The following is a 16,919-nucleotide window of genomic DNA, read 5'->3' on the forward strand; positions in this document are numbered from 1 at the left end:
TGGCGAGGCTCGACCGTCCCCTGCGCGACGCCGAGGACCTCGCCGACCTGCTGCGCCACCGTCGTCATCCGCCCCTGAGCACGGGCCTGCAGAAAGAAGGCGCGTGATCCCGGTTGCCCAACGGCACCGGCCACGAACCTGTCTGGCGGATCGTAGTCGAAGACCGGCATAGCCCGACCTTACGTGGTCCCGGCTCCGCCGCCGACAGCGGCGTCGCTCTCGGTGGAACTTTCTCCCCCGTCTTGCTGCTCCGAACCCTCAGGCCGTGGCGCGGGGGGTAGGAGATTCTCCACCCCGCCGCCCACATCGTTGACCCGCAGGACGAACGGCCGCAGCGTCGTGTAGCGGATCGCCGTGAGGGACGCGGGATCGGCCGTGATGCGCTGGAACTGGTCGAGGTGGACGCCCATCGCGTCCGCCACGATCGCCTTGATCACGTCTCCGTGGCTGCACACCAGGTAGACCGCGTCGTCGCCGAGCTTGGCGTTCCAGTGCCGTACGGCCGCGACGGCGCGGCGCTGCACGCCCGCCAGCGACTCGCCACCGGGGAAGACCACCGCGCTCGGATGCTGCTGCACCACCCGCCACAGGGGCTCCTCGGCCAGCTCCTTCAGCGGGCGCCCGGTCCATTCGCCGTATCCGCACTCGCCGAACCGGTCGTCGCTCTCGACCTTGAGGCCTTCGCGTCCCCGGAGGACCGCCTGGGCGGTCTCCTGGCAGCGTTCGAGAGGGCTGGACACGATCGCGTCGAGGCGCAGGGGGGCCAGCCGGGCCGCGAGGGCCTCGGCCTGGGCGCTGCCTCGCTCGCTCAGATGGACCCCTGGGGTCCACCCGGCGAGCACCGGCCCGGTCATGTGCGTCAGACCGTGCCGCACCAGAAGCAATGTGGTCACAAAGGCAACCCTATTGGGCTGTGATCACCCCTAGAGACAACAGTGTCAGCAAGAAAGCGCCGATGAAGACACGATAGGTGACAAAAACCATCATCGAATGTTTGGTGATGTACCGCAGCAACCATGCGATCGAGGCGTATCCGACGACGAAGGACACGACGGTGGCGATCAGGGTCGGCACGAGGTCGGGGCCGCCGCCCGCTCCGACGTCCTTCAGCTCGAACAGCCCCGACAGCACGACGGCGGGGATCGACAGCAGGAACGAGTACCGGGCCGCCGCCTCGCGGGTGAAGCCCAGGAACAGCCCGCCGGTGATGGTCGAGCCGGAACGGGACGCGCCGGGCACCAGGGCGAGCGCCTGGAAGCCGCCGATGATGAGCCCGTCCTTCAGCGTCAGGTCGTGGATGGCGGTGCGCTGCCGCCCGAGCTGCTCGGCCAGCAGCAGGAGCAGGCCGAACACGATCAGCACGGTGGCGTTGATCCACAGGTTGCGCGCCGGGCCCTCGATCTGGTCCTTGAAGACCACGCCGAGCAGGCCCAGCGGGACCGTGCCGAGCCCGATGTACCACCCCATGCGGGCGTCCATGTCGTCGCGTAGCTCGGGGGTCCACAGGCTGCGCAGCCAGGTCCAGACGATGCGCACGATGTCACGCCAGAAGTAGATGACCACGGCGAGCATGGTGCCTAGCTGGATCACCGCGGTGAAGGCGGCGCCCGGGTCGGACCAGCCGAACAGCCGGGGAACGATGAGCAGATGAGCGGAGCTGGAGATCGGCAGGAACTCGGTCAACCCCTGCACGATGCCGAGCACGATCGCTTGCAGTGCGTCCATAGTGCGCGCCAGCCTAGGGCAGCCCCGGCGCCGGGGACGGCATGGCGGGTGATGACCCGGCGAGGAACCGGTGAAGTAATGCCGGGAAGGTGATGAGGAAGTGAACGTTCCGTGAGGTCCGACCGGCGAAGGCGCGTCCTTCGCCATCAAGGGAAGTGAGACGTTCCAACGCGGTAACCTGGCCGGATCATGGATCAGCGATTGGTCGGTCGTAGCGGTCTATCGGTGTCACGGGTGGGGCTGGGCACCATGACCTGGGGGCGTGACACCGGCGCGGAGGAGGCCGCCGCGCAGCTCGTCGCGTTCGCCGAAGCCGGGGGCACCCTGGTCGACACCGCAGATGTCTACGCCGGCGGCGACGCCGAGCGGCTGCTCGGGCGCCTGCTGCGCGACTCCGTGCCGCGCTCGGAGATGGTCGTCGCCACCAAGGCCGTCCTCACGCCGCACGGGCCCCGTTCGAGGAACGCCTCCCGGCGCGCCCTCATCTCCGCGCTCGACGCCTCCCTCGCCAGGCTGGGCGTCGAGGAGGTCGACCTGTGGCAGCTGCACGCCTTCGATCCCGAGGTGCCCCTGGAGGAGACGCTGGCGGCCGTCGACACCGCCGTGTCCTCCGGCCGCACGGTGTACGCCGGGGTGTGCAACTACGCCGGATGGCAGCTCGCCGCGGCGGGCGTGTGGCAGCGGGCGGTCCCCGGGCGCACGCCGATCGTGTCCGCCCAGGTCGAGTACTCTCTGCTCGCCAGGGACGCCGAGCGCGAGGTCCTGGCCGCCGCCGAGCACGTCGGCGCCGGAGTGCTCGCCTGGTCGCCGCTCGGCCGCGGCGTGCTCACCGGCAAGTACCGTGTGGGCATCCCCGCCGACTCACGGGCAGCCACGCCGCATTTCGCCGACTTCGTCCAGCCCTATCTCGACGAGCGCTCCCGCCGGGTCGTCGAGTCGGTGACCACGGCCGCCGAGGGGCTCGGGGTGTCCCCTCTCGCGGTGGCCCTGTCCTGGGTACGCGACCAGCCGGGCGTGGCCGCCGCCATCGTGGGAGCGCGCACCCACGCCCAGCTCAAGGGCGTGCTGCAGGCCGAGGAGCTGACGTTGCCCATGGAGATACGCGAGGCCCTGGACGACGTGTCGGCCGACTAGCACGGACCTCGCGATCGACCGAACAGGAATCTCGCTCGCGTATCACTACTAGGTACCGAATCGCATCTTTTCGTGGAAAGACCGGCGTGTTGGCACACGATGGTCGGGGAGGCGGCGGGAGGGGAGCCCGCACCTCCGCCGCGCGTGTGGATGACGATGGAGGGGAACCATGCGTAAGGGCACGACCGCCATCTCGGTGGGAGCGCTGACGCTCGCGCTGAGCGGGGGGACGGTGCTGCTGGTGGCGGCACCCGCCACGGCGTTCTCGCCGCCCTCGCTGCGCGCGACCGACTGCGGCAGGGGGTCCGACCCGCTGTCGAGCCTCACCGGCCAGGTCTGCGACCTCGTAGGCGGGGTCACCGGCACGGTGGACGACCTCACGGGCGACAAGGCGGCGCCGGTCACCAGCACCCTGGACGGCCTCACGAACGACCCGCTGAAGCCGCTCACCGACGCGGTCACGAAGACGGCGGACAAGATCCTCGGTGCCACCCTCGACCCTCCGGCCACCGTCTCCCCCACCCCCGGACCGCCCTCGGCCACGCCGGAGCCGGTCGCCGAGCCGAGCGAGGCCCCGGCCGGGAACCTGCTCGGCGTCGAGGTCGGCACCGGGTGCCTGCCGGTGGTCTCGCCGCCCGACTGCGGGCAGGAGGCCTCGCCGGCCCCCCGGGCGCCCGCCGGGCGGGACCGTTCCACTCCCACCAACGCCCCCGCCGCTCCGGCCCCACCGCCCGCTCCGCGACAGCAGGCCTCGCCGCCGTCCGCGCCGGCCTTCCCCGGGCAGGGCACGCTCACGGGCGGCACGGAGCCGGATGGAGCGGTGGATCATGCCGGCCCCTCCGGCCCGCCGTCGGCGCCGCCCTCGGCCGACGTCGAGTCGCCGCCGCTCATGCCCCTGTGGCCGGGCCAGCCCCTCCCGTCGCTGACCGGCCGCCTGGACGCGCGAAAGCTCGTGCCGAGCAGGCCGTACGACGTGGTGGGCACCGCGCTGACGGCGGCGCTGCTGGCCTCGGCGATTCTGGCGACCCGCATCGTGCAGGCCCGCAGGATCGAGGCCGAACCGCGGTCGATGCCGTTCGAGGGCCTGCGCCGCCCCGACCCGGGACGGCAGCGCCTGGCCTGACCGGGGCTCCGCAGCGGAGCGTCAGGCCCCCATGGCGTGGACGCCGCCGTCGACGTGCACGATCTCGCCCGTCGTGGCCGGGAACCAGTCGGACAGCAGCGCCACGCACGCCTTCGCGGCGGGCCCCGTGTCGGAGAGGTCCCACCCGAGCGGAGCCTTGGCCGGCCAGCTCTCCTCGAACTCCTTGAACCCGGGGATGCTCTTGGCGGCCATCGTGCGCAGCGGGCCCGCCGACACGAGGTTGACCCGGATGCCGTGCTTGCCGAGGTCGCGGGCGAGGTAGCGCGAGCAGGACTCCAGGCCCGCCTTGGCGACGCCCATCCAGTCGTACACCGGCCAGGCCTTGGAGGCGTCGAAGTCGAGCCCGACGACGGCACCGCCCTCCTTCATCAGCGGCAGGCAGGCGACCGCCAGCGACTTGAACGAGAAGGTCGAGACCTGGACGGCCGTGGCGACGTCCTCCCAGCTCGTGTTGAGGAAGTTGCCGCCGAGTGCCGTCTGCGGGGCGAAGGCGATCGCGTGGACCACGCCGTCGAGCCCGTCGAGATGCTCGCCGACGCGGTCGGCGAGGGTGTCGAGGTGGTCGGTGTTCTGCACGTCGAGCTCGATCACCGGCGGCGTCTCGGGAAGCCGCTTGGCGATGCGCTCGACCAGGCTCATGCGCCCGAAGCCGGTGAGCACGATCTGGGCGCCCTGCTCCTGGGCCAGCCTGGCCACCGAGAACGCGATCGAGGCGTCGGTGAGCACGCCGCTGACCAAAAGCCGCTTGCCGTCGAGAATTCCCATGTCAGTGCCCCATTCCAAGGCCGCCGTCGACCGGGACGACCGCCCCGGTGATGTAGGCGGCGTCGTCGCTCGCCAGGAACTTGACCGCCCGCGCGATGTCGGCCCCGCTGGCGGCACGGCCGAGCGGGATGTTCTTGAGGATGGCCTGCTGCTGCTCGGGTTCGAGCGCGGCCGTCATGTCGGTCTCGACGAAGCCGGGGGCCACCACGTTCACGGTGATGCCGCGCGAGCCCAGCTCGCGGGCCAGCGACCGGGCGAAGCCGATCATGCCGGCCTTGGAGGCGGCGTAGTTGGTCTGGCCGGCCGAGCCGAGCATGCCGACGACGGAGGAGATGAGGACGATGCGCCCGCGCCGCATCCTCAGCATGCCGCGGGTCGCCCGCTTGGCGACGCGGTAGGCGCCGGTGAGGTTGGTGTCGATGACGTCGGTGAAGGCCTCTTCCTTCATCAGCGGCAGCAGGGTGTCCCTGGTGATGCCGGCGTTCGCCACGACGACCTCGACGGGCCCGTGCTCGGCCTCCGCCTTGGAGAAAGCGACATCCACGTCTTCTGAGCTGGTGACGTCGCACCGCACGCCGAAGAGCCCCTCGGGGGGCTCTCCCGAGCGGTAGGTGACGGCGACGGCGTCGCCGGCCGCGGCCAGCTCACGGGCGATCGAGAGGCCGATGCCGCGGTTTCCACCGGTTACGAGTACTGAACGAGCCATGGCAACGACGCTATCGCGTACTCACAGGTAAACCCTTATCCGCGCCGTACAAGATCACAGGGCTAGGATCGTGGACATGCGCCAGATCGATCCCGACTTTCTCGCCCTGCCGCTGCGGCGGCTGGCGGACGCGGCCCTGGAACGTGCCCGTGAGCTGGGCGCCGAGCACGCCGACTTCCGGCTCGAACGGGTGCGCGGCGAGACGCTGAGCCTCTTCGACGCGCGCCTCGAAGGCTCCATGGACGCCGACGACCTGGGGTACTGCGTGCGGGTCATCCGCGGCGGCACCTGGGGTTTCGCGGCGGGCATCGAGCTGACGCCCGAGGCCGCCGCGGCGGTCGCCGAGCAGGCCGTCGAGGTGGCCAAGATCGCCGCCGCGGTGAACCGCGAGCCCGTGGAGCTGGCCCCCGAGCCGGTCCACGCGGGCGTCACCTGGGTGTCGTCCTACGACGTCGACCCCTTCACCGTGGCCATGAAGGACAAGTCCGGCCTGCTGGGCGACTGGTCCGCCGGCCTGCTGAAGGATCCCAGGGTCGACCACGTCTCCGCCTCGCTCATGCAGGTCAAGGAGCAGAAGTTCTACGCTGACACCGCCGGCACCGAGGCCACCCAGCAGCGGGTCAGGGTCCACCCGGTGCTCACGGTGATGCGGGCCGCCGACGGGCGCTTCGACGACATGCGCACGCTCGCCCCTCCCGTGGGCCGGGGCTATGAGTACCTCACCGGCACCGGCTGGGACTTCCCCGCCGAGCTCGCCACCCTGCCCGAGCTGCTGGAGGAGAAGCTCAAGGCGCCCTCCGTCCAGCCGGGCACCTACGACCTGGTCATCCACCCCTCCAACCTGTGGCTGACCATCCACGAGTCGATCGGGCACGCCACCGAGCTCGACCGCGCGCTCGGCTACGAGGCGGCCTACGCCGGCACGAGCTTCGCCACCTTCGACAAGCTCGGCACCCTGGAGTACGGCTCGCCGATCATGAACGTCACCGGTGACCGCACGGCCGAGCACGGCCTGGCCTCGGTGGGCTACGACGACGAGGGCGTGGCGACGCGGCAGTTCGACATCGTGCGCGGCGGGCGGCTGGTGGGCTACCAGCTCGACCGCCGCATGGCGCTGCTGAAGGGCCTCGGCGCCTCCAACGGGTGCGCGTTCGCCGACTCCCCCGGGCACGTCGCGATCCAGCGCATGGCCAACGTCTCGCTTCAGCCCGCGATCGACGGCCCCTCGACCGACGGGCTCATCTCCGGCGTCGAGCGCGGCCTGTACGTCATGGGCGACAAGAGCTGGTCCATCGACATGCAGAGATACAACTTCCAGTTCACCGGCCAGAGGTTCTACCGCATCGAGAACGGGCGGCTGACCGGGCAGGTGCGCGACGTCGCCTACCAGGCGACCACCACCGACTTCTGGCGGTCCATGGATGCGGTCGGCGGCCCGCAGACGTACGTGCTCGGCGGCGCGTTCAACTGCGGCAAGGGCCAGCCGGGCCAGGTCGCGCCGGTGAGCCATGGCGCCCCCTCCGCGCTGTTCCGCGGAGTCAAGATCCTCAACACTGTTCAGGAGGGCGGAAAGTGACTCCTCAGGAGACCGTCGAGCGTGCCCTTGCCCTCAGCAAGGCGGACGACTGCGTCGTGATCGTCGACGAGGGGTCCACGGCGAACCTCCGTTTCGCCGGCAACACCTTGACCACCAACGGCGTGGCGCGCTCGTCCCAGCTCACCGTCATCTCGATCACCGGCCGCGGCGTCGGGGTCGTCTCGCGCTCGGCCGTACGTCCCGAGCAGCTCGCCGACGTCGTCACGGCGGCCGACCTGGCCTCGCACGAGGCCCCGCCCGCCGAGGACGCCCGGCCGCTGGTCGCGGCGTCCCAGTCGCCCGACTGGGACCGTCCGGCCGAGTCCACCTCGATCGGCGTGTTCGGCGAGTTCGCCCCGGCGCTCGGCGAGGCGTTCGGCGTGGCCGAGACCGCCAACCGCAAGCTGTACGGCTTCGCCGAGCACATCCTCACCTCGACGTTCCTCGGCTCCTCCACCGGGCTCCGGCTCCGGCACGACCAGCCCACGGGCCGGCTGGAGCTCAACGCCAAGTCGCCCGACATGAGCCGCTCCGCCTGGACCGGCGTGGCCACCAGGGACTTCACCGACGTCGACGTCGCCTCCCTCGGCGACACGCTCGCACGCCGTCTCGACTGGGCCAAGCGCCGCGTCGCCCTGCCCGCGGGCCGCTACGAGACGCTGATCCCGCCCACGGCGGTGGCCGACCTGATGATCTACCTCTACTGGTCGGCGGGGGCCAGGGACGCCGCCGACGGCCGCACCGTCTTCTCCAAGCCGGGCGGCGGCACCCGGGTGGGCGAGTCGCTGTCGGCCTCCCCCGTCCGGCTCCGCAGCGACCCGGCCGCCGCGGGCATCGAGGCCGCGCCCTTCGTGATCACCCACGCGGGCAGCCGCGAGCGCTCGGTCTTCGACAACGGGCTGCCGCTGTCGGCGACCGACTGGGTGCGCGACGGCTCGCTGGCCGCGCTGCTCCAGACCCGCTACTCGGCCGAGCTGACCGGTCTCGCGGCGACCCCGCAGATCGACAACCTGATCATGTCGGGTCCCGAGGACGGGCGCTCGCTCGACGAGATGGTCGCCTCGACCGAGCGCGGCCTGCTGCTCACCTGCCTGTGGTACATCCGCGAGGTCGACCCCCAGTCGCTGCTGCTGACCGGCCTGACCCGTGACGGGGTCTACCTGGTCGAGAACGGCGAGGTGGTGGGCGAGGTCAACAACTTCCGGTTCAACGAGAGCCCGGTCGACTTGATGGGCCGGCTCACCGAGATCGGCCGGGAGGGCCAGACGCTGCCCCGCGAGTGGAACGACTACTTCACCCGCACGATCATGCCGGCCGTCCGCGTGCCCGACTTCAACATGTCGACGGTCAGCCAGGCCAACTGAGGCGGTCCCCACCGGTGCCGGGAGGCTCTCCTCCCGGCACCGGTCCCAGGAGACTCACGCGGAGGCTCTGGGAGCCGCCCAACGGGTCACGAGTCCTCCAGGCGGAAACCGACCTTCATGCCCACCTGGTAGTGCCCGATCTCGCCGTCCTGGATGTGGCCCCGGACCTCGGTGACCTCGAACCAGTCGAGGTGCCGCAGCGTCTCGGCGGCACGCCGTATCCCGTTGCGGATCGCGTGGTCCATGCTCTCCGACGACGTGCCGACGATCTCGGTCACGCGGTATGTACGATCGCTCATCCAACTCTCCTCACCGTCGGCCTTGATCGTATGACGGCTCCGGCTCCCACGGCCGCCGTCGGAGCCCACTGGCCGAAGGTCTACCGTGGAGTCTGTGAAGGTATGGCATGGCCGTACGGTCGTACATCAGGTCACCGACGCGAGGCCCTCGCTCACGGCCGACATCGGCCGCCGGGAGAAGCGCTATTTCATCCAGATGGGCATCCGCACCCTGTGCCTCATCCTTGCCGTCGTGCTCAACGTACCCTGGCCGATCAGAGCGCTGTTCGTCGCCGGGGCGATCTTTTTGCCCTACGTTGCCGTCATCGGGGCCAACGAGCCGACTCGTGGCGCGAGCTCGGGCATTGACGGGGAACTACCTAACCAAACCGAGATACCAAGGCACCGTCGCGAGATCGGGTCGTGACAAAGTCTTGACGCACCCCATGGGTTGTAGGTGTACGCTTTAGACAAGCGCTCTGGTCCCCCGTCGGAGCGCTACTGCCGGCGTTCCGGGCCCCCGTCGGAACGCCGATGAAGCGACGCCGGGTGGTTTGCCCCCGTAACCACCCGGCGTCGCCCATTTCCGCGTTTAAACGCCCCCAATTCCGAAATTCGGATGACTCAATGGTCACCCAGCGTCTCCGCCGTGGCCTGGCCCCAGTTGCGCGCCAGCGTCGACAGGCGCTCCAGCGCCTCCGGTGACGCGGTGCCCGCGCCCTGCGCGAGACCGAGCAGGTACGCCGTCAGCGGCGCCGCCGGCCGGGCCACCCCGTGGGCGACGTCCCTGGTCAGGTCGAGAACCGCGTCGCGATCCACTTTCCCGGGGTCGACGCCCAGCTCCTTGCAGACCAGCGCCGTCCACTCGACCAGCACGTTCATGAGATCCCTTTCGTCCTAATCATTGGCGAGCGACAAGCTCGTTCAGCGTTTGTCGGTCACGCCCGGAAATCGCTTCCGGGCGTCACGCACATCGTCGAACGTGTCGCAATCGAACCACGGAACGCGGCCGTCACCCACCGCCACGCTCAGCCGCGCCGGGTCGAGGGGGCCGAGCAGCCCGAACAGGGACCTCCCCTCGTACGCCGCCAGCGCGCGGGCGAGCGCATCGGTGCGCCAGACGCCGGTGAGCCACTGCTCACGCCCGCCGTCGTCCACCAGCACCGCCCCCGGCCGGCGGCCCGCGGCCCCCAGAAGCGCCTTGACGTGTCCTGTCAGGAGGAACGGGAGATCGGCCGCCAGGAGCGCCACCCACGGCGAGGAGACCCGCGCCAGCCCCGTACGGAGGGCGGGGACCGGGCCTCCCCCGGGCGGGTCCTCCCGGACGAACTCGGCGCCCGCCAGGCCGGGACGTTCAGGCCCCACCACGACGAGCCGTACGGCGTCCGGCACCGCGGCCGCGACCCGCTCGATCAGCGTCAGGCCGCCCACGCTCACGCCGGGCTTGTCTTCTCCCCCGAGCCTGCGCGCGCCGCCTCCGGCCAGCACCACCGCGTCGTACGGGCCCTGTGGGGCCGCGTCGTCGTACGGGCCCGGCGGGGCCGCCTGGTCGTACGGGCCGTGCGGGGCCGGGTGCTCCACGGGGGGCATCTCAGCCGCCGATGGCCGACATGGGGCGCGCCGGCTGCAGGAAGGCCGGGTCGTCGATGCCGTGGCCGGCCCGCTTGCCGCGCACGGCGGCGATCCACCGCGCGGCGAGCTCGTCGTCGGAGGCGCCCGAGCGCATGGCGCCGCGCAGGTCGGACTCCTCGGTGGCGAACAGGCAGTTGCGGATCTGGCCGTCGGCGGTCAGCCGTACCCGGTCGCAGGCCCCGCAGAACGGGCGGGTCACCGAGCCGATGACCCCGACCCGCGCGGGACCGCCGTCCACCAGGAAGATCTCGGCGGGGGCGCTGCCCCGCTCCTCGGGAGCCTCGGGGGTGAGGCCGAACTCCGGGGTGAGCGCGGCGAGGATCTCGTCGGCGGTGACCATGTCCTCCCGGCGCCAGCCGTGCTGCGCGTCCAGCGGCATCTGCTCGATGAACCGCAGCTCGTAGCCCTTCTCCAGGCAGTAACGCAGCAGCTCGGGGGCCTCGTGGTCGTTGACGCCCCGCATGAGGACCACGTTGACCTTGACCGGGCGCAGCCCCGCCGCGTCAGCGGCGGCGAGTCCCGCGAGGACGTCGGCGAGCCGGTCGCGGTGCGCGAGCCGTACGAAGACCTCACGGTCGAGGGTGTCCAGTGAGATGTTGACCCGGTCGAGGCCCGCCGCGGCGAGGGGCGCGGCGAGACGGGCCAGGCCGATGCCGTTGGAGGTGATCGACACGTGGGGCCGGGGCCGCAGCGCCGCCGTGCGCGCGACGATCTCGACGAGCTCCCGGCGCAGCAGGGGCTCGCCGCCGGTGTAGCGGACCTCGCCGATGCCGAGCCGCTGGACGCCGATCGCCACCAGGCGGCAGATCTCGTCGGCGGTGAGCAGGTCGGGCTTGGGCAGCCAGTCGAGACCCTCCGGGGGCATGCAGTAGGAGCAGCGAAGGTTGCACTTGTCGGTCAGCGAGACCCGCAGGTCGGTCGCCACTCGCCCGAAGGAGTCAACGAGCACCGGGGGGCCTCCTGTCGTGCGCGCGGATGTAACCGGTCAGACCGCCAGCCTACGGCGAACCGCGAAACCCCCTTCACGTTAGGCCTCACCGGCGCCTTCCGGGTCATCCCCCACGATCTTCTGGGGTCCTCTAGGGTCCCCCGCTCCCTTTCTCGGAAGCGGGGGTCTTCATCCCTCGGCGCAGGGACCCTTGACGTCCACGGCGTGACGCCGTCACCCCTTGATGCAGATGATCTGGCGCAGGTGGGCGACGACCTCCACCAGGTCGGTCTGGGCGGCCATGACCGACTCGATGTCCTTGTACGCGCCCGGGATCTCGTCCAGCACCCCGGCGTCCTTACGGCACTCGACTCCGCTGGTCTGCGCCTCAAGGTCGCTCACGGTGAAGGTCTTCTTCGCCTTGTTCCTGCTCATCTTCCGGCCGGCCCCGTGCGAGGCCGAGTTGAAGGCCTTGGCGTTGCCGAGACCTTTGACGATGTACGTGCCCGTCGCCATCGACCCCGGAATGATCCCCAGCTCCCCCTGCCCCGCCCGGATGGCCCCCTTACGGGTGACCAGGAGCTTCTGCCCTTCGTAGGTTCTCCTCCGAGACGTAGTTGTGGTGGTACAACATCGCTCCAGGCATGAGGTTCCGCCTCAGCTGGAGGGCAGTGCCGGCGGCTACGAGCGGAAGGGTGGGAAGCCGTCCAAGCGATCTTCGAGGCCCGGCGCGGCAAGCAAGTCGGTTCGCAGGGGGTCATCGGCGACCTTCCTGCCGATCACCGTGAACACACGTACCTGCTGACCGGCACCCTGCGCTGTGGCCGGCCGAAGGAGGACGGCACCCTCTGCATGTCGAGGCTACGGGTGTCCCAGCATCGCGACTGCCCCACCACGTCTATGTGTGCCGCTCGAAGGCCGAGGGTGGTTGCGGCAGGCTCGCGCGACGCGGCGACATGGTCGACCTGTTCATCTCCGAAGCGCTGTTGGCCAAGCTCGAAGAGCGTACGGCAACCGCCTCTGAAGTCGGGCCATGGCCCGGCAGTAGCGATTTGGAGGATGCCGAGGGACAGCTAAGAGAACCGCAGGCGGCCTGGCATGGCAAGAAGATCAGCAACTCCCTGTTCTTCGAGGAGGCCGGGCGGCTTGAGGCCGAGATAATCCGCCTGAACAGAGAACGCCAGCAACACCAGGCGGCGGCGCAGAGAGCTAAGACGGACATCACCGATATCCGGCGACGGTGGTACTCGGATACCAACGATGACCGATTGGACATGTCTCAGAAGCGCGGCTACGTGCGTGAGGCGTTTCACGCGATCATCGTTCACCCTGTCGGTAGCGGTAACGGAAGCCGGGGCAAGTTCGATCCGGACAAGCTTGAACCGATCTGGCGCGAAGGCTGAGCTGAGACGTCTAAGACGTCTCTCACTGCGACGGGAGCTGTTCCCCTTCCCGAGGGGTCACAGCCCCCGTACCTTTCGGGCGAATATCGGGACGTCTACGGACGCCGTTGGACGCCCTCGGACTTCTGCGGACGTCTTCGGGAGGTCAAGCCTGTACGAGTATGCCCTGGCCTATCCGGAACCGTCAGTGCTACTTATTAGGTTTAGTACCTGGAGACACATAAAGTGACCTCCGGCAAATCGCGAGTCTCGGCCATAGGGTGGCACTAGGGAGCAATCCGCCACGAATACCTAACAACCTCAATCCCCCCAGAAACCTCCAAACCCGCAAGGAAGTGACTCGCAGGAAGCCTCGTCGTAGTGGTGTACCGGCACGCTATGCGGGGCTTCTCCGGATCGGCCTGCTTCCTTGGGTGACTCTTTCCCGCCGAGAGAAGGGAGGTTTATTGGAGCATCAGCCGAGCGCCATAGCACGCGAATGGGGTAAGAAGAAAGCCGCCGAAAACCCCCGGTGGTCTGACGCGAATTGGCATCGGATCGGTCGTCCGTCAGGGGATCAACGCCGAGTGAAATAGCCGCCTGCTCCAAGCCTTCACGGTCCGGGCCCCAGCGCTCGATCAGGTGGAGCGCCTGCTCCTGCTGACGGTCGGTCTCTACGCTGTCGGCTACCGTCTTGGAGGCCATGGCCGCTGTGCCGCGAGTGGCGCGCTTCTGCTCCTCGGTAGGTTCAGGACGGTTCCCGCTGTCGGGGACATGAAAGACCATTATCACCCCCATGCTTGTATTTGATCTGAAATCAAACCGTTCGCCCGGCGGCGTCGTCGTAGACGTTCCAGCGATGCGAGAGCGTTTCAACGAGCATGAGACCTCGCCCGCCTTCGGCGAACATGTCCCCGCGAACGCGCGGGGCTGTAGCGCTTCCGGCGTCCACCACGTCAACGTGTATGAGGTCGTAGCAATCAGCAATGGCGAGCGTCACCCTTCCGCCGTCTCGCGAGTCGGAATGAACCACAGCGTTCGTGACGACTTCGGAAACCAGTAGGGTCACGTCATCCAAAGCCGGATGATCCTCGCCGAGTTTCTGCCTCACGTAAGCGCGTGCTTGTGAGACTGACTGGGTAGAACCGACCAGATCGGTAACGCCTAGCAGGCTTCCCATCCTCATGCGCTTGCCTTTTCGTGTCGCCGGAAATGGTCCATGCGTCTTGGAGACTTCGCCCTATCAGATTGGCGACAGCGGGCTACGATCGGTAGTGGAATCGGCGTACAACCCCACCACACTTCCTGTGCGGTGGTCGGTATGGTGTCCGTAATACCCCCTAATTGGACGGTAGGTGAGCCATTGTCTGCCAGCAGGGAGATAGACCCCCACGAGTCCCCTCGCGCCCTGTTTGCCTTCGAACTGCGGAAACACCGAACTGACGCCAAGCTCACGCAGAAGCAACTAGCGAAACGCGTCGGGTTCAGTGAATCCATGGTGGGCATGGTGGAAGCTGGCAGACGGCCCCCATCCGAGCGCTTCGCGCAGCTTTGCGATCAAGCCTTGGGGCTCGACGGTGCAATGATGCGCCTCTACGTCGCCACCACCTGGAACAAGGCACCTGAGTACTTCAGGCCCTGGCTCGAAGAAGAGGAAGACGCCACATCGCTACACACGTGGGAACCGACGCTCATACCCGGCCTGCTCCAGACCGAGTCATACGCCCGCGAGATGTTCGCCACGTCTCCCGGCATCACCAGGGAAGACGTAGAGGAACGCCTAGCAGGTCGCATGCAACGGCGAGCCATCCTTAATCGGGAGAAGCCGCCCATGATCAGCGCTGTCATGGATGAGGCCGTGATCCATCGGAGCATCGGGGAGCCAGAGGTGATGCAGGAACAACTACGGTTCCTGCTCGAAATGGCCCAGCACCCCAAGGTGACCTTGCAAATCGTGCCCTACACGGCACAGGCGCACTGCGGCTTGATAGGCGGGTTCATCATCGCCGAACGGAACGGATCACCGTATGCCGCCTACGCTGAGGCACAACCGCATGGCCGCACGCTCGATGATCGTCAGGTGATCGCTGAGATGGCACTCCGGTATGACGCGATCAGAGCCGAAGCTCTACCGTTCAAACAGTCGGTCAAGCTCATACAGGAAGTGGTGAACCGAACGTGACTGCTGACCTTCGGGACGCACAGTGGCGCAAGAGCACCTTTAGCGGCGACACGGGCAACTGTGTGGAGGTCGCATCGAACCTGCCCGGCATCTTCGCGGTCAGGGACAGCAAGAACCCAACAGGACCGGCCCTGGTGGTTGAACCCGGCGCGTGGTTGGCCTTCGTAAGGGGTGTCAAGGCCGGGGCATTGGGCGCATAAGTGCTGGACTGGGGCCCCCGCTCAGGCGGGGGCTCTCTCGCGTCCGATCCCCTTAGCAGCTCAACGAGACGGCATGGATAGACGCTCGGTGGGCTCTAGCCACCCGCAGGGCGGCGGCCCGACTTCGCGTGTCCATTCCCAGCGACGTGCACCGTTGCCCCATCTCCAACGGCAACAGACGGCGTTGACGCCGACCGAGGGCCATCGAACGATCAGGCAGCGGGGCGAGCAGACGGGTGGTCACACCGAGGTGAAGCCGCGCGGGAGCGTTGAATAATGAGTGGGATATCAGCGAGGACTTGGGCAAAGTAGATCTCGATCAAAAAGGAGATCCACCATGCCGAACCAGATCGCACCTAACCTTCTGTCGTGGGCCAGCGAAATAGATCCGGGCACGATCGAGCAGGCGGCACGTACCGCCCGCCTGCGTTTCGTTTCGGGTCATGTCGCGCTCATGCCGGACGCGCATATCGGCATTGGCGCGACAGTCGGATCCGTAATTCCTACCGAGGGTGCGATCATTCCGGCCGCCGTGGGTGTGGACATCGGGTGCGGCATGGTCGCGACCGAGACCACGCTTACCGCTGCTGACCTGCCTGACACCCTGGCCGCATTGATGCCCATGGTGGAGCACCGCATCCCGGCCGGCGTCGGCAAGGGCCACGCCGACCCGTCCATGGACCGAGCCCTCAGCGAACTGGGACTCCCCCACACCGACCTGAACCCCAAGCAGGCGAAGAAGGTATCCGAGCAGTTCGGCACCCTGGGCTCCGGCAACCACTTCGTCGAGGTCTGCCTCGACGAACGTGACCGGGTCTGGACCGTGCTGCACTCCGGTTCACGAGGCATCGGCAACCAACTCGCCACGATGCACATCGTGGACGCCAAGAAGCTCATGAAGAAGCAGGCCATCGGCCTGGAAGACCCCGACCTGGCCTACCTGATCCAGAGCACACCGGAGTTCACCGCCTACATCGAGGACATGCTGTGGGCCCAGCGCTACGCCATGGCCTCACGCGCCCGCATGGACAAGGTCCTGATCAACGCCCTGTTCCGCGTCGTCGGCAAGGGCCAGCGCGTCCGCACGATCAACTCGCACCACAACTTCACCCAGCAGGAGACGCACAACGGCAAGGAGCTGTGGATCACCCGCAAGGGAGCCATCAAAGCCGACACCGGCGACGAGGGCGTCATCCCCGGCTCGATGGGCACCCAGTCCTACATCGTCCGCGGACTTGGGAACCCCGACTCCTACAACTCCTGCTCCCACGGCGCCGGCCGCCGCATGTCCCGCAGCCGAGCCAAGCGAGAGCTATCAGCCAAGTCACTCACCGAAGCGATGCACGGCCGAACCTGGAACGCAGACCGCGCCGCCGCCTTGGTGGACGAGCACCCCGAAGCGTACAAGTCCATCGACCAGGTGATGCAAGACCAGAAGGACCTCGTCGAGATCCAGCACACCCTGCACCAGATCTTCAACTACAAAGGCTGAAGCCTAGACACGCGCCCCGCCGCCCACACCAGGCGACGGGGCACCCTCTCCGAGAGTCAAATGAACGACACCCTCGTTAGGAGAGCGGTAGCCGTATGGTTGGCGCACCTGGTGTGAGCTGTGCGAACACTCCACACGGCTCGCACGGCTTGAAAGATCATCCCGTGCATGTCCCGCGTCCGCCGGGGCCGGCGCCACGTCGTCTGGTGGTAAGGCTCGACACGATGCCACGGGAGTCCCATATGGTCGCGTTGCGGACCATCATCGTCCTACCGGTCCTGCTCAGGTTCAACGTCCACGCTGTTGACCGGCCGAGGCCAGATACCGCCGTGCTCGTCGATTATCCATGGGGAGGCTTCCGAGCGGGGGCGTAGGTACTTCTGCAGTTCGGGGTACTGCTCCAGTACGTAG

Annotated in this window: 19 protein-coding genes and 1 pseudogene; 9 read left to right on the plus strand and 11 right to left on the minus strand. The window is 68.4% G+C overall.

Going from position 1 to position 16,919, the window contains the following annotated elements:
- From AB0B89_RS18525 to AB0B89_RS18535, 3 genes are all read right to left on the minus strand, one after another.
- Positions 1-170, minus strand: a 170-nt coding sequence (locus tag AB0B89_RS18525; protein ID WP_358553926.1) for a DUF3090 family protein, incomplete at its 3' end; no start/stop codon positions are given.
- A 9-nt stretch (positions 171-179) separates the two neighbouring features.
- Positions 180-893, minus strand: coding sequence for a histidine phosphatase family protein (locus AB0B89_RS18530; protein ID WP_358553854.1), 714 nt, complete (start codon positions 891-893; stop codon positions 180-182).
- A gap of 10 nt (positions 894-903) precedes the next feature.
- Positions 904-1,725: an undecaprenyl-diphosphate phosphatase gene (locus AB0B89_RS18535; protein ID WP_358553857.1), complete on the minus strand. Its 822-nt coding sequence runs from the start codon at positions 1,723-1,725 to the stop codon at positions 904-906.
- Between the two features lie 189 nt (positions 1,726-1,914).
- Between AB0B89_RS18535 and AB0B89_RS18540 the strand changes: the two genes are divergently transcribed.
- Together AB0B89_RS18540 and AB0B89_RS18545 are read left to right on the plus strand one after the other, a co-directional pair.
- Positions 1,915-2,859 carry an aldo/keto reductase gene (locus tag AB0B89_RS18540; protein ID WP_358553860.1) on the plus strand — a complete coding sequence of 315 codons (945 nt, stop codon included), beginning with the start codon at positions 1,915-1,917 and terminating at the stop codon, positions 2,857-2,859.
- 169 nt (positions 2,860-3,028) lie between these two features.
- Positions 3,029-3,982 (plus strand): hypothetical protein, encoded by a 954-nt coding sequence (locus AB0B89_RS18545; protein ID WP_358553863.1) that lies wholly within the window; start codon positions 3,029-3,031, stop codon positions 3,980-3,982.
- 21 nt (positions 3,983-4,003) lie between these two features.
- On the opposite strand, the gene fabI is transcribed toward AB0B89_RS18545, so the two are convergent.
- Together fabI and fabG are read right to left on the minus strand one after the other, a co-directional pair.
- Entirely contained in the window at positions 4,004-4,768 is a 765-nt protein-coding gene (gene fabI / locus AB0B89_RS18550) for an enoyl-ACP reductase FabI (RefSeq protein ID WP_358553866.1), read from the minus strand.
- A 1-nt stretch (position 4,769) separates the two neighbouring features.
- Positions 4,770-5,474, minus strand: coding sequence for a 3-oxoacyl-ACP reductase FabG (gene fabG, locus AB0B89_RS18555; RefSeq protein WP_358553869.1), 705 nt, complete (start codon positions 5,472-5,474; stop codon positions 4,770-4,772).
- 76 nt (positions 5,475-5,550) lie between these two features.
- Between fabG and AB0B89_RS18560 the strand changes: the two genes are divergently transcribed.
- Together AB0B89_RS18560 and AB0B89_RS18565 are read left to right on the plus strand one after the other, a co-directional pair.
- Positions 5,551-7,050, plus strand: coding sequence for a TldD/PmbA family protein (locus AB0B89_RS18560; RefSeq protein ID WP_358553872.1), 1,500 nt, complete (start codon positions 5,551-5,553; stop codon positions 7,048-7,050).
- Complete coding sequence (locus AB0B89_RS18565) at positions 7,047-8,414, plus strand: metallopeptidase TldD-related protein (protein WP_358553875.1); 1,368 nt, start codon at positions 7,047-7,049, stop codon at positions 8,412-8,414. The genes AB0B89_RS18560 and AB0B89_RS18565 overlap by 4 nt, the downstream gene beginning before the upstream one ends.
- A gap of 86 nt (positions 8,415-8,500) precedes the next feature.
- Here the strand turns inward: AB0B89_RS18565 and AB0B89_RS18570 are convergent, their stop codons facing one another.
- Entirely contained in the window at positions 8,501-8,713 is a 213-nt protein-coding gene (locus AB0B89_RS18570) for a dodecin (RefSeq protein WP_358553878.1), read from the minus strand.
- Between the two features lie 94 nt (positions 8,714-8,807).
- On the opposite strand from AB0B89_RS18570, the gene AB0B89_RS18575 reads away from it, so the two are divergent.
- The gene (locus AB0B89_RS18575) at positions 8,808-9,119 is read left to right on the plus strand and encodes a DUF3099 domain-containing protein (protein WP_358553881.1); all 312 of its coding nucleotides are present in this window, start codon (positions 8,808-8,810) and stop codon (positions 9,117-9,119) included.
- Between the two features lie 197 nt (positions 9,120-9,316).
- On the opposite strand, the gene AB0B89_RS18580 is transcribed toward AB0B89_RS18575, so the two are convergent.
- From AB0B89_RS18580 to AB0B89_RS18595, 4 genes and pseudogenes are all read right to left on the minus strand, one after another.
- Complete coding sequence (locus tag AB0B89_RS18580; protein WP_358553884.1) at positions 9,317-9,574, minus strand: DUF6457 domain-containing protein; 258 nt, start codon at positions 9,572-9,574, stop codon at positions 9,317-9,319.
- 42 nt (positions 9,575-9,616) lie between these two features.
- The gene (locus tag AB0B89_RS18585; protein WP_358553928.1) at positions 9,617-10,183 is read right to left on the minus strand and encodes an NTP transferase domain-containing protein; all 567 of its coding nucleotides are present in this window, start codon (positions 10,181-10,183) and stop codon (positions 9,617-9,619) included.
- A 100-nt stretch (positions 10,184-10,283) separates the two neighbouring features.
- The gene (gene moaA, locus AB0B89_RS18590) at positions 10,284-11,273 is read right to left on the minus strand and encodes a GTP 3',8-cyclase MoaA (RefSeq protein ID WP_358553887.1); all 990 of its coding nucleotides are present in this window, start codon (positions 11,271-11,273) and stop codon (positions 10,284-10,286) included.
- Between the two features lie 213 nt (positions 11,274-11,486).
- Positions 11,487-11,877: pseudogene (locus AB0B89_RS18595) on the minus strand (RtcB family protein); the annotation flags it as partial.
- Positions 11,878-12,208: 331 nt separating this feature from the next.
- Between AB0B89_RS18595 and AB0B89_RS18600 the strand changes: the two are divergent.
- Positions 12,209-12,655 (plus strand): hypothetical protein, encoded by a 447-nt coding sequence (locus AB0B89_RS18600; protein WP_358553890.1) that lies wholly within the window; start codon positions 12,209-12,211, stop codon positions 12,653-12,655.
- A gap of 796 nt (positions 12,656-13,451) precedes the next feature.
- Here AB0B89_RS18600 and AB0B89_RS18605 read toward each other — a convergent pair.
- Positions 13,452-13,820, minus strand: a complete 369-nt coding sequence (locus AB0B89_RS18605; protein WP_358553893.1) for an ATP-binding protein — start codon at positions 13,818-13,820, stop codon at positions 13,452-13,454.
- Positions 13,821-13,997: 177 nt separating this feature from the next.
- On the opposite strand from AB0B89_RS18605, the gene AB0B89_RS18610 reads away from it, so the two are divergent.
- The 3 genes from AB0B89_RS18610 (at position 13,998) to AB0B89_RS18620 (ending at position 16,508) form a co-directional block, all read left to right on the plus strand.
- Positions 13,998-14,816, plus strand: coding sequence for a helix-turn-helix transcriptional regulator (locus AB0B89_RS18610; protein WP_358553896.1), 819 nt, complete (start codon positions 13,998-14,000; stop codon positions 14,814-14,816).
- Positions 14,813-15,016, plus strand: coding sequence for a DUF397 domain-containing protein (locus AB0B89_RS18615; protein WP_358553899.1), 204 nt, complete (start codon positions 14,813-14,815; stop codon positions 15,014-15,016). The genes AB0B89_RS18610 and AB0B89_RS18615 overlap by 4 nt, the downstream gene beginning before the upstream one ends.
- Before the next feature lie 337 nt (positions 15,017-15,353).
- Positions 15,354-16,508 carry an RtcB family protein gene (locus AB0B89_RS18620; protein ID WP_358553902.1) on the plus strand — a complete coding sequence of 385 codons (1,155 nt, stop codon included), beginning with the start codon at positions 15,354-15,356 and terminating at the stop codon, positions 16,506-16,508.
- The last annotated feature ends 411 nt before the right edge of the window (positions 16,509-16,919 follow it).

Origin of the sequence: Sphaerisporangium sp. NPDC049002, assembly GCF_040649355.1 — a bacterium.
GTDB lineage: Bacteria > Actinomycetota > Actinomycetes > Streptosporangiales > Streptosporangiaceae > Sphaerisporangium.

What these genes read in the sequence shown, in the direction of transcription:
- AB0B89_RS18535 (WP_358553857.1), bottom strand. Translation starts at nt 1,725, where the DNA reads ATGGACGCACTGCAAGCGATCGTGCTCGGCATCGTGCAGGGGTTGACC.
- AB0B89_RS18540 (WP_358553860.1), top strand. Translation starts at nt 1,915, where the DNA reads ATGGATCAGCGATTGGTCGGTCGTAGCGGTCTATCGGTGTCACGGGTG.
- AB0B89_RS18545 (WP_358553863.1), top strand. Translation starts at nt 3,029, where the DNA reads ATGCGTAAGGGCACGACCGCCATCTCGGTGGGAGCGCTGACGCTCGCG.
- fabI (WP_358553866.1), bottom strand. Translation starts at nt 4,768, where the DNA reads ATGGGAATTCTCGACGGCAAGCGGCTTTTGGTCAGCGGCGTGCTCACC.
- fabG (WP_358553869.1), bottom strand. Translation starts at nt 5,474, where the DNA reads ATGGCTCGTTCAGTACTCGTAACCGGTGGAAACCGCGGCATCGGCCTC.
- AB0B89_RS18560 (WP_358553872.1), top strand. Translation starts at nt 5,551, where the DNA reads ATGCGCCAGATCGATCCCGACTTTCTCGCCCTGCCGCTGCGGCGGCTG.
- AB0B89_RS18570 (WP_358553878.1), bottom strand. Translation starts at nt 8,713, where the DNA reads ATGAGCGATCGTACATACCGCGTGACCGAGATCGTCGGCACGTCGTCG.
- AB0B89_RS18580 (WP_358553884.1), bottom strand. Translation starts at nt 9,574, where the DNA reads ATGAACGTGCTGGTCGAGTGGACGGCGCTGGTCTGCAAGGAGCTGGGC.
- AB0B89_RS18600 (WP_358553890.1), top strand. Translation starts at nt 12,209, where the DNA reads ATGGTCGACCTGTTCATCTCCGAAGCGCTGTTGGCCAAGCTCGAAGAG.
- AB0B89_RS18605 (WP_358553893.1), bottom strand. Translation starts at nt 13,820, where the DNA reads ATGAGGATGGGAAGCCTGCTAGGCGTTACCGATCTGGTCGGTTCTACC.
- AB0B89_RS18620 (WP_358553902.1), top strand. Translation starts at nt 15,354, where the DNA reads ATGCCGAACCAGATCGCACCTAACCTTCTGTCGTGGGCCAGCGAAATA.